At 63.2% G+C, this 10,465-nt stretch carries 10 protein-coding genes; 4 read left to right on the forward strand and 6 right to left on the reverse strand.

Going from position 1 to position 10,465, the window contains the following annotated elements:
• Window positions 1-2 precede the first annotated feature (2 nt).
• The 4 genes from M5C01_RS15770 to M5C01_RS15785 all read right to left on the reverse strand — a co-directional run bounded on the left by M5C01_RS15770 (window position 3) and on the right by M5C01_RS15785 (window position 6,426).
• Window positions 3-1,355, reverse strand: coding sequence for a 3-oxoacyl-ACP reductase (locus tag M5C01_RS15770; RefSeq protein ID WP_152739546.1), 1,353 nt, complete (start codon window positions 1,353-1,355; stop codon window positions 3-5).
• 33 nt (window positions 1,356-1,388) lie between these two features.
• Complete coding sequence (locus M5C01_RS15775) at window positions 1,389-3,914, reverse strand: acyl-CoA dehydrogenase (protein WP_152739547.1); 2,526 nt, start codon at window positions 3,912-3,914, stop codon at window positions 1,389-1,391.
• 257 nt (window positions 3,915-4,171) lie between these two features.
• Window positions 4,172-5,191 (reverse strand): branched-chain amino acid aminotransferase, encoded by a 1,020-nt coding sequence (locus tag M5C01_RS15780; RefSeq protein ID WP_152739597.1) that lies wholly within the window; start codon window positions 5,189-5,191, stop codon window positions 4,172-4,174.
• Between the two features lie 167 nt (window positions 5,192-5,358).
• Window positions 5,359-6,426 carry a sensor domain-containing diguanylate cyclase gene (locus M5C01_RS15785; RefSeq protein ID WP_152739548.1) on the reverse strand — a complete coding sequence of 356 codons (1,068 nt, stop codon included), beginning with the start codon at window positions 6,424-6,426 and terminating at the stop codon, window positions 5,359-5,361.
• A gap of 272 nt (window positions 6,427-6,698) precedes the next feature.
• On the opposite strand from M5C01_RS15785, the gene M5C01_RS15790 reads away from it, so the two are divergent.
• Window positions 6,699-7,040, forward strand: coding sequence for an FKBP-type peptidyl-prolyl cis-trans isomerase (locus tag M5C01_RS15790; RefSeq protein WP_152739549.1), 342 nt, complete (start codon window positions 6,699-6,701; stop codon window positions 7,038-7,040).
• A 92-nt stretch (window positions 7,041-7,132) separates the two neighbouring features.
• Complete coding sequence (locus tag M5C01_RS15795) at window positions 7,133-7,972, forward strand: NAD-dependent protein deacetylase (protein ID WP_152739550.1); 840 nt, start codon at window positions 7,133-7,135, stop codon at window positions 7,970-7,972.
• Here M5C01_RS15795 and M5C01_RS15800 read toward each other — a convergent pair whose 3' ends face one another.
• The gene (locus M5C01_RS15800; RefSeq protein ID WP_152739551.1) at window positions 7,973-8,560 is read right to left on the reverse strand and encodes a hydrolase; all 588 of its coding nucleotides are present in this window, start codon (window positions 8,558-8,560) and stop codon (window positions 7,973-7,975) included.
• Window positions 8,561-8,663: 103 nt separating this feature from the next.
• On the opposite strand from M5C01_RS15800, the gene M5C01_RS15805 reads away from it, so the two are divergent.
• Window positions 8,664-9,278, forward strand: a complete 615-nt coding sequence (locus tag M5C01_RS15805; protein WP_178129849.1) for a TetR/AcrR family transcriptional regulator — start codon at window positions 8,664-8,666, stop codon at window positions 9,276-9,278.
• 64 nt (window positions 9,279-9,342) lie between these two features.
• Here M5C01_RS15805 and M5C01_RS15810 read toward each other — a convergent pair whose 3' ends face one another.
• The gene (locus M5C01_RS15810; protein WP_152739553.1) at window positions 9,343-10,044 is read right to left on the reverse strand and encodes a glutathione S-transferase N-terminal domain-containing protein; all 702 of its coding nucleotides are present in this window, start codon (window positions 10,042-10,044) and stop codon (window positions 9,343-9,345) included.
• Window positions 10,045-10,203: 159 nt separating this feature from the next.
• Between M5C01_RS15810 and M5C01_RS15815 the strand changes: the two genes are divergently transcribed.
• The gene (locus M5C01_RS15815; protein WP_152739554.1) at window positions 10,204-10,428 is read left to right on the forward strand and encodes a YgdI/YgdR family lipoprotein; all 225 of its coding nucleotides are present in this window, start codon (window positions 10,204-10,206) and stop codon (window positions 10,426-10,428) included.
• Window positions 10,429-10,465: the final 37 nt, after the last annotated feature.

Here is a 10,465-nt window from a genome sequence, read left to right on the forward strand (position 1 = left end):
ATTCAGGCCCCCAGCAGGCTTTGCCCGCAGACGCGGACCACCTGTCCATTGATCCCGCCGGAAGCCGGATGCACCAGCCAGGCAATGGTCTGGGCGACGTCCTCGGGCTGTCCGCCCTGAGAGAGTGAGTTCATCCGTCGCCCCGCTTCACGGATCAGCAACGGAATTTTCGCGGTCATCTGCGTCTCGATAAACCCCGGTGCCACCGCGTTGACCGTGACCTGCTGGCGCGCCGCCAACGGTGCCAGGCCCTGCACCAGGCCGATCACACCAGCCTTGGACGTGGCATAGTTGCTTTGCCCCAGGTTGCCGGCGATACCGGAAATCGACGACACCCCGATAATCCGCCCGCCGGGATTGATCGCCTGGCCCTCCAGTAAAGCCGTGCTCAACCGCAACGGTGCCTCCAGGTTCACCGCCAGGACCTTGCGCCAGGCGGCTTCGGTCATTTTCGCCAGGGTCTTGTCCTGGGTGATGCCGGCGTTGTGCACGACGATATCGAACGCACCTTGCTCGCCGGCGAATGCCAGCAGTTGTTCGGCCGCCTGGGGCGCGGTGATGTCCAGGGCCAGCGCGGTGCCCCCGAGGGAGGCCGCCACCTCCTGCAACTCGGCTTCCACGGCGGGGATATCCAGGCAGACGACCTGGGCGCCCTCACCCGCCAACACCTGGGCGATAGACAGGCCGATACCGCGACACGCCCCAGTGACCAGCGCACGGCGCCCGGTCAGCGGTTTGTCCCAGAGGATATCCCTGGGCACGTCCACCGGTTCGGCGATCCGCACCACCTGGCCAGAGACAAAGGCGGAACGCCGGGACAGGAAGAAACGCAGGCTGCTGTCCATTTCCGCTTCGGCCCCCGGCTCGACATACAGCAGTTGCGCGGTGATCGCCCGCCGCAGCTCCTTGCCCAGGGAGCGCACGAAGCCCTCCAGGGCCCGCTGCGCCACCGTCTGGGCGAGCGACGTGCAGTGTTCCAGCGGCGTGCCGAGGACCAGCACCCGGCCGTGGGCGCTCAGGCGCCGGACATTGGCGTGGAAGAAGCGGTACAACTCGTCCAACTGCTGCACATCAGCCAGGCCGCTGGCATCGAACACCAGCCCCCGGACCTTGACCGTCGACGGCGCATCGAGGCTCGCGGGGAGCGCCGCCACAGTCTCGGTGGCCGCAAAAATCCGTTGCAGCTCGCCCAACAAGCGGCCCTGGGGCCCGGTGGCCAGCACCACCGGATTGAGCAGGTTGCCCGCTTGACCTGGGCGATAACGTTGCAACGGCAGCGGTTGCGGCAGGCCCAGGGTCCGGGCCAGCCAGTGGCCCCAGGGGGTATTGACGAATGAAAGGTAACCGTCAGCCATGAATAGATTCCGATAAAAACCCGAGAAACATCATTAAACCGGGTTGCCCGCGGCCACCCGACGCTTGCCCAGGCTCTTGTCCGCCTGATCGATATGCGCCTGGCGCCGCTGCAACGCCTCCAACAGACCAAAGTCCTGGGGAAAATCATCCACCTGGATTGCATGGTCGGCATATTCAACATAGCGCCCGAGCAGCTCGCCCTCCTCGCCGCTGATCAGTTGCGCGGCCAGGGCCTGGATCCGCCAGGGCGCAAATGCCTCGCGGGAAATCGGCAACGGCGCGAGCAGCCCTTGGCGCACGGCCGGTTTCAGGCGTGCTTCGATCAGATCCACCTGGGGCTGCAGCCGGAATGCCAGTTCACCGTAGGCCAGCTTGTCGATATCCGGCTGCGGCATATAGGAGTCGGCCAACAGCCGGTCGCGGCTCTCGCCGGGGGTTTGCACCAGCTCGGCGACTTCCGCCAGCAACCGGTCGGAAGGTTTGCGCAGGACAATGCCGAACGGAAACGCCAGGCCGCGAATCACTCGGCTGGCGGCTTTCGAAGGATAGTTGTCGAGGGTTTCACTCAAGGCTTCATGGGCCCGCCACAGGGCATCCTGGGCCGCCCAGTGCACCAGGGGCAGGTCCGCCCGGGGCCGGCCGTCGTCCTCGAAGCGCTTGAGGACGCAGGACAGGATGTACAGCTGCGAGAGAATATCGCCGAGCCGCCCGGTGATGCTTTCCTTGCGTTTCAGCGCCCCGCCCAGCACGCCCATGGAAATATCCGAAACCAGCGCCAGCACCACCGACAGGCGTTCGATCTGCCGGTAGTAAGGGGCCAGGGCCGGATCGGTTTTAACCGGGGCCTTGAGCAACCGCCCCGCCGTCAACCCGTGCACCGCGGCCCGGACGGTGTTGGCCAGGACAAAGCCGATATGGCCGAACATCGCCCTGTCGAAAGCTTCCAGCCCTTCAGGCCCCTGGCGCCGCGCCGCCTCCATTTCACGCAACACGTAGGGATGGCAGCGAATCAGCCCCTGGCCGTAGATGATCAGGCAGCGGGTCATGATATTCGCGCCCTCCACCGTGATGGCAATCGGGCTTTGCTGGTAGGCCCGGGCCAGGAAATTGTTCGGCCCCATGCAGATGCCCTTGCCGGCGGCGATGTCCATGCCGTCGTTGACAATGGCCCGGGCCCGCTCGGTCACGTGGTACTTGGCGATAGCGGAGATCACCGAGGGTTTCTCGCCGGCATCCAGGGCCGCCACCGACACCTTGCGCACCGCATCACAGGCATACAGATGCCCGGCCATGCGCGCCAGTGGCGCCTGCACGCCTTCGAACTTGCCGATGGGCAGGCCGAACTGTTTACGCATCGCGGCATAGGCCGTGGTCCCGCGCACGGCGACCTTGCCCAGGCCGACATTCGCCGAGGGCAACGAAATCGCCCGGCCGGCGGCCAGGCACTCCATCAGCATGCGCCAGCCATTGCCGACCTGCTCACGACCGCCGATCACCCACTCCAGCGGAATAAAGACATCCTTGCCCTGGGTCGGCCCGTTCTGGAACACCGCGTTGAGCGGCCAGTGCCGGCGACCGTGCTGTACCCCCGGATGGGACGTGGGGATCAGCGCGCAGGTAATCCCCAGACTGCCCGGACTGCCCAGCAGGCCATCCGGGTCTTCGGCGCGGAACGCCAGGCCGAGCACCGTGGCAATCGGCCCCAGGGTGATATAGCGCTTGTCCCAGGTCACGCTGAAACCCAGCACTTCCTGGCCTTCGAAAGTGCCCTTGCAGACCACCCCGAGATCGGGAATCGCCCCGGCGTCGGAACCGGCGTAGGGACTGGTGAGGGCGAAACAGGGAATGTCCTCGCCCCGGGCCAGGCGCGGCAGATAGTACTGGCGCTGGGCCTCGGTGCCGTAATGCAGGAGCAGTTCGGCCGGGCCCAGGGAATTGGGCACCATCACCGAGATCGCCGCCGCCGAGCAGCGGGTCGAGAGCTTCATCACCACCTGGGAGTGCGCGTAGTGGGAGAAGCCTTTGCCGCCGTATTGGCGGGGAATGATCATGCCGAGAAAGCCGGCCTCCCTGGTGTACTGCCAGGCCTGGGGCGACAGGTCCTGCCAGACCTGGGTGGTTTCCCAGTCGTTGGCCATGTCGCAGAGGGTTTCCACCTCGTTGTCGAGGAAGGCTTGCTCCTGCGCGCTCAAACGTGCCGGCGCGGCGCCCAGCAGGCGCTGCCAACGGGGTTTGCCGCTGAACAGCTCGGCGTCCCACCAGACGGTCCCGGACTCGATCGCCGCGCGTTCGGTGTCGGACATGGCCGGCATGATCTGGCGGAACAGGACCAGGGCCCGGCGCGAGAGCAAGGCCCGGCGCAAGGGCCTGACCGCCAGCACCATGGCCGGGACCAGGAGCAACAGAGCACCAATGGCGGTGCCCAGTGGCCCGACCACGCCGAACAGATAACCACCGGCCAGCCAGACCAGCACGCCCGCCAACCACAAGCGCGCGGACGCCTGCCGATACCCCAGGGCCAAGGCCCCCGCCACAGCCAGCAACAACCAGAAAGTCATGAGCACACCTCTTTGAACAGTCAGGGGAAACCACGGGCACCGATCGTAAATGGCACCTTGGGCCAGTCATCGCCACGACGACCCATTGGCTCTACCTTACAAAGAATAGGCATGATTTAAAATTATTTTTTAAAATAAATATTTAATTATTCTGAATGAACAGGGCACGGTGGCACGACGACACACACGAAAAAGCCCGACCTGATTGCTCAGGTCGGGCTCTTCAGAAGACTGCCCGGATCAGGCCGCCATACGCATCAGACCTTGACGATCCAACCCGCCGGGGCTTCGACGTCACCGGTCTGCACGCCGGTCAGTTCGTTGTACAGGCGCTGGGTCACCGGACCGACCTCAGTCTCGCTGTGGAACACGTGCAGCTTGCCGTTGTACTCGATGCCACCGATCGGCGTGATCACTGCGGCAGTACCGCAGGCACCGGCTTCCTTGAAGTCGGCGATCTTGTCGATCAGCACATCGCCTTCGATGACCTTCAGGCCCAGGCGCGATTCGGCCAGTTCGATCAGCGACAGACGGGTGATACCCGGCAAGACCGAAGGCGACTTCGGCGTGACGAACTCGTTGTTGCGGGTGATGCCGAAGAAGTTGGCCGAACCGACTTCCTCGATCTTCGAGTGGGTCAGCGGGTCCAGGTAGATGCTGTCGGCGAAGCCGCGCTTCTTGGCCTCGGCGCCCGGCATCAGGCTGGCGGCATAGTTGCCACCGACCTTGGCCGCGCCGGTGCCTTGTGGAGCGGCACGGTCATAGCTGGAGATCACGAAGTTGTGCGGCTTCATGCCGCCCTTGAAGTAGGCGCCGACCGGAATGCAGAAGATCGAGAAGATGAACTCGGGCGCGGTACGCACGCCGATGTTGTCACCCACGCCGATCACGAACGGGCGCAGGTACAGCGCGCCGCCGGTGCCGTAAGGCGGGATGAAACGTTCGTTGGCGCGGACCACCTGCTTGCAGGCTTCGATAAACACATCGGTCGGTACGTGCGGCATCAGCAGGCGCGAGCAGCTGCGCTGCATGCGCGCGGCGTTCTGGTCAGGACGGAACAGGTTGATCGAACCGTCCTTGCAACGGTAGGCCTTCATGCCTTCGAAGCACTGTTGGCCGTAATGCAGCGCGGTCGAACCTTCGCTGATATGCAGGACGTTGTCTTCGGTCAGCGCACCCTTGTCCCACTCACCGTTACGGTAGTACGACAGGTAGCGCTTGTCGGTCTTGACGTAATCGAAACCCAGCTTGTCCCAGTTAATGCTTTCCTGACCCATGGCACCCTCAATCATCTGATAACCGCCTGAATCGCTCAGGCTTATGACATTTTTTTCGCAGGCAACCACAATACTCTATTCAGACAGGAAATCGCAGCCTGGACGACGTGCATGTCCTACATGCGTTTATGCCCGGTCCTTCCACGCCGCACGCCGGCGGGAGACCTTCAGTCGGTATGCACGGCCTGGCGTCCGAAGCGGTATTGGTTGTTGCCGCTGCGCTTGGCTTCGTACATCGCCAGGTCGGCGGTATGGATCAGCGTATCCATGCTCGGCGCATGATCCGGGAATACCCCCACCCCCAGGCTGCAGCCGATCTGCACCGGTTGAGCGCCAAGAATAATCGGCATCGATAACTCGACGAGGATTTTCTCGCACAGCAAGTGAACCTCCTCCAACCGGCCGTTGCCCTGCTGGGCCAGCCCTTCGAGGACCAACACGAACTCATCGCCACCGATGCGCGCCACCGTATCCGAGGTCCGCATCAGGTTTTTCAGGCGGGTTGCCGTGGTAACCAGGATCCGATCACCGGCCGCATGCCCGTGTACATCGTTGATGTCCTTGAAACCGTTGAGGTCGAGGAACACCAGGATCACCCGGGAGGCCTGGGTACGGGCACGCTCCAGAGCCCTGGACAAACGCTCCTCCAGCACCAGCCGATTGGGCAGCCCGGTCAGCGCGTCGTGGTGGGCCAGGGTATGCAACTGGCTGGCCCAGGCCTTTTCCTCGGTGATATCACGCACCACCCCCATCATCTTGATCGCCGAGTCATGGACGTTCTTCACCACATTGCCGGTCTCGCGCAGCCAGTGGACGCTGCCGTCCGGCCAGATCACCCGGTATTCCTCGTCGTGGTTCTCGCCGGTCTCGATACAACGCGCCTCCCCGGCCCGCACCCTGGCCCGGTCTTCGGGGTGCACGCTGGCGCAGAACAGTTCGTAGGACGGGATCACCTCGCCCACCTTGTAGCCGAACATGCCGTAGATGGCCTCCGACCAGTAGAGCTTCTCGGTATCGACGTCCCAGTCCCAGGTGCCGATGCGGGCAAAGTACTGACTGCGCTTGAAACGTTCGACATCGTCGGCGGCTTCAACCCGTCGGTGACATTCGTTCACCTGCTGCAACAGTGCCCGGCATTCGGCCAGTTCCCGACGAGCCTTGCGCTCACGACGAAACAGCACCGCGATCAAGGCGATCACGGGCACGACGACAACGACCTCAAGCCATGGGGTCATGATTGAAAACCAAGGGATTTGAACATGGACACACGATGAATAAATAGCCAGTGGCCATCTTAATCCACACTGAACATGCGCCCATGTTTTTTTAGTGGGCCGCCGTTTCGGCCATGACTCCGGCCGCCGCTCAAACGCACCGCCTCAAGCACCGTGCTACCCCAACGCTCCTGCAGGCCGGGAATTGCCGACAACTCATTGCTAAATCAGCCCTATTCTGAGAAAACGCCTGCCAGACAGGGCCCCTGCGCCAATTAACGGGAGAGGAAGCAATGAACAACGAATTACAGATCACCGACGTCCGCCCAGGCGACGGCAAGGCCGTGGTCAAGGGCGCGCTGATCACCACGCATTATCGCGGTACGCTCGAAGATGGCAGCGAGTTCGACTCGTCCCACAGCCGTGGCAAACCGTTCCAGTGCGTGATCGGCACGGGACGAGTGATAAAGGGCTGGGATATCGGCCTGATGGGCATGAAAGTCGGCGGCAAGCGCCGATTGTTCGTGCCGGCGCACCTGGCCTACGGAGAACGCGGCATGGGCTCGCTCGTCGCACCAGGTGCCGACCTGACCTTTGAAATCGAGTTGCTGGAAGTGCTGACACGGGACGATTGAGCACACCTGCGTCTATCCTTGAGCTTCGATCACGACGACATGCACGGCCCCATCACCGCCGTGTCAGCCGCTCGATAACCGGAGATGTCCCCATGCCCGATCCGCAAGTCAGCGCGGCCCTGGAAACGCTCTTGCCACTGATGGCCGAGCAGCCCTTTCTGGTGCTCACCGGCGCCGGTATCAGCACCTCTTCCGGCATCCCGGATTACCGCGACAGCGACGGCGTGCGCAGGGGTAAACCGCCGATGATGATTCAGGAATTCCTCGGCTCGCCCCAGGCCCGGCGCCGCTACTGGGCCAGGGCCATGCTCGGCTGGCCGCGGGTGCGCATGGCCCGGCCGAACGCCGCCCACCGGGCGCTGGCCAGCCTGCAGGCGCAACACCGCCTCAGCGGCCTGATCACCCAGAACGTCGATACCCTGCATGAGCAGGCCGGCAGTCACGATGTCATCGAGCTGCATGGCAGCCTGCACAAGGTCCTGTGCCTGGATTGCGGCGCTCGCCTGGAGCGTGATGCCGTCCAGCTTATGCTGGAGGCGCAGAACCCCTATCTCACGGGGATCGAGGCGGTCCAGGCGCCCGACGGCGACACCCTGCTGGACGCCGCCTTCGAGTCGCGCTTCCAAGTACCCCACTGCCCGCAGTGCGATGGCGATCGCTTGAAACCCGACGTAGTGTTCTTCGGCGAAAACGTCGCCCCGCTCACCGCTGCCAGGGCCCTGGCCAGCGCCGAGCAGGCGGCGGGGTTGCTGGTGATCGGCTCGTCGCTGATGGCCTACTCGGCCTTTCGCCTGTGCAAGCTGATGGCCGAGCGCGGCAAGCCACTGATCGCCATCAACCTGGGCAAGACCCGCGCCGATGAGTTGCTGAACTTCAAGTTCGAAGCCTCGTGCGAACAGTTGCTGCCGCTGCTGGCCGAGCGCCTGGGCTGATCAGCAACGGATGGGCAACGCCTCGATCAGCGCCTGGGTCGAACGGACCCGGGCAATGCGCGGCATGACCTTCTCCATGGAGAAACGATGGGTGTCTTCGCCGAGGCCCGCGCAGGCGTCTTCGGCCACCACCACGGCGTAGTTGTGGTGCCAGGCATCCCGGGCGGTGGATTCGACCCCGGAGTTACTGGCGATACCACAGACAATCACAGTGGTAATCCCGCGACGACGCAATTGCAGATCCAGTTCGGTGCCGTAGAAGGCACTCCAGTTATGCTTGGTGATCTGCACCGGGGCGTTCAAGGCAGCGATCACAGGGGTCAGCAGCGCCCAGTCTTCCGGCAGGCCGCCCGGCGGCACGGCCATCGGCATATCCACCGGCTGGTTGAGCTTGTCGGCGTAGTCGCTGGCGAAACCCACACGCACCGCAACCACCAGACCACCCGCCTGGGTCAGGTGCTCACCAAGCCGCGCGGCCCGTTCGGCGACCGCCTCCGAGGTATGGGGGGCAACCGGCATGGCCATGATCCCCTGCTGCAGGTCGATGATCACAAGGGCACAGGTACGAGGATCGAGGGTAAGCGACATGATGATCTCCTGATCGACGGACGTCGGCTTGCGCAACCAGGCAAGCGCGAACGGCGAAGCTGCGGTTAGAATATGAGGATAGCCTCACAATCAGGATATGAGGATGCCCTCACAAACTTCAAGTAAAAAAAATGTCAGCATCCACACGCCGCGCCTGGAACGCGGCAAGCAGCGCGTGGCCGAGCTGATGGCCGCCGCTGCCCGGGTCTTTGCCGAACAAGGTTATGACGCGGCGACCATGACCGAAGTGGCCGCCCTGGCCCAGGCGTCGATTGGTTCGCTGTACCAGTACTTTCCCACCAAGGCGCTGCTGGCCCAGGCCCTGCACAGCGCGCAACTGGAGATGCTCCGAGGCCGGCTCGAAAGCCTGGCGCCACAGGCACCCAACCTGAGCCCACGACAGATAGCCGAGCGGATACTGGAGGAGTTGTCGCTGTTTCTGGAGGAGAATCCGGCGTTTATCGCCCTGGCTGAGCGGCGCGATATCGACAAGAAAGCCAAGGCCGCCACGCGCTCAGGCTTGCTGTCGCTGCTGACCGGGCTGCTGGCCCAGGCACAACCGCCACTGCCGGCCGAGCGCCATGCACTGACGGCGGTGATGCTGCTGGAGCTGATGAAAGTCGCCGTATCACTCAAGGCCCGCGAGTCCACCGAGATCGCCGAGGGCGTCATCCAGACGTTCAAGGGCATGTTGGGCCAGCATCTGGACTCACTGTAGAAACTGCCGAAGGCTCTTCGGCAGTTCCCCTGTGCTCCCTGGGTGACAGTGCCGGGCGATCTTTTTATGCCGACGGAATGGTCAGGCCCTTGATCACCGCCGGGCGCGCCACGAACTGCTCCAGGGCGCGGAGCACATGGGGGAAGTCCTGGATGCCCACCAGGTCGCCGGCCTCGTAGAAACCGATCAGGTTGCGAATCCACGGGAAGGTGGCGATATCGGCGATGCTGTAGTCGTCGCCCATGATCCAGCGGCGGCTTTCCAGGCGCTGGTCCAGCACCCCCAGCAGGCGCTTGCTCTCGGCCACGTAACGGTCGCGCGGGCGTTTGTCCTCGTAATCCTTGCCGGCGAATTTATTGAAGAAACCGAGCTGGCCGAACATCGGTCCGATACCGCCCATCTGGAACATCACCCACTGGATGGTTTCATAGCGCCGCGTCAGGTCCTTGGACATGAAGCGCCCGGTTTTCTCGGCGAGGTAGATCAGGATCGCCCCGGACTCGAACAACGGCAGCGGCTGGCCGTCGGGACCGTTGGGGTCGATGATGGCCGGGATCTTGTTGTTGGGGTTCAACGCCATGAATTCCGGCGTCATCTGGTCATTGCTGGCGAAACTGACCAGGTGCGCTTCATAGGGCAGGCCCAGCTCTTCGAGCAGGATCGAAACCTTGACGCCGTTGGGCGTAGGCAACGAATAGAGCTGGAGGCGGTCTGGATGTTGTGCAGGCCATTTATGCGTGATGGTGAACTCGGAAAGATCAGTCATGGAAAGCTTCCAGCAAGCGGTAGGGAATGCGGCAACGGGTCAGGACCATACACCCGTCAGGGCGCTGATTATAGGCACAGCCAGTGGCCGTGCCTGTAGCGCCGGGCATGAGATTTTTCTGCGCCATGGACCGTCAATCACTGAAACAGAGAGGGCATCATGTATCTGAAAATTCTCAGTCTGCCATTGCTGGCAGCGGCGTTCCTGACCTTAGCGGGCTGTTCCACGCCCACGGTGGTGACCTTGCAGAACGGCACCGAGTACATCACCAGGGATACACCCCAAACCCACTCCGCCGATGGATTCTATGAGTTCAAGGATATTTCCGGCAAAGAGGTGCGGGTCAAGGCGTCCGATGTGGCGACGGTCAAACCGAAGGATTGACACCGAGAGCCGGGCTTACTTGTAGATATCGGCTGGT

Origin of the sequence: Pseudomonas sp. MWU12-2319 (assembly GCF_023242525.1) — a bacterium.
Taxonomy (GTDB): Bacteria; Pseudomonadota; Gammaproteobacteria; order Pseudomonadales; family Pseudomonadaceae; genus Aquipseudomonas; species Aquipseudomonas gingeri_D.

Coding starts and splice junctions, on each gene's coding strand:
- M5C01_RS15770 (WP_152739546.1), bottom strand. CDS start 1,355: ATGGCTGACGGTTACCTTTCATTCGTCAATACCCCCTGGGGCCACTGG.
- M5C01_RS15775 (WP_152739547.1), bottom strand. CDS start 3,914: ATGACTTTCTGGTTGTTGCTGGCTGTGGCGGGGGCCTTGGCCCTGGGG.
- M5C01_RS15780 (WP_152739597.1), bottom strand. CDS start 5,191: ATGGGTCAGGAAAGCATTAACTGGGACAAGCTGGGTTTCGATTACGTC.
- M5C01_RS15785 (WP_152739548.1), bottom strand. CDS start 6,426: ATGACCCCATGGCTTGAGGTCGTTGTCGTCGTGCCCGTGATCGCCTTG.
- M5C01_RS15790 (WP_152739549.1), top strand. CDS start 6,699: ATGAACAACGAATTACAGATCACCGACGTCCGCCCAGGCGACGGCAAG.
- M5C01_RS15795 (WP_152739550.1), top strand. CDS start 7,133: ATGCCCGATCCGCAAGTCAGCGCGGCCCTGGAAACGCTCTTGCCACTG.
- M5C01_RS15800 (WP_152739551.1), bottom strand. CDS start 8,560: ATGTCGCTTACCCTCGATCCTCGTACCTGTGCCCTTGTGATCATCGAC.
- M5C01_RS15805 (WP_178129849.1), top strand. CDS start 8,664: ATGCCCTCACAAACTTCAAGTAAAAAAAATGTCAGCATCCACACGCCG.
- M5C01_RS15810 (WP_152739553.1), bottom strand. CDS start 10,044: ATGACTGATCTTTCCGAGTTCACCATCACGCATAAATGGCCTGCACAA.
- M5C01_RS15815 (WP_152739554.1), top strand. CDS start 10,204: ATGTATCTGAAAATTCTCAGTCTGCCATTGCTGGCAGCGGCGTTCCTG.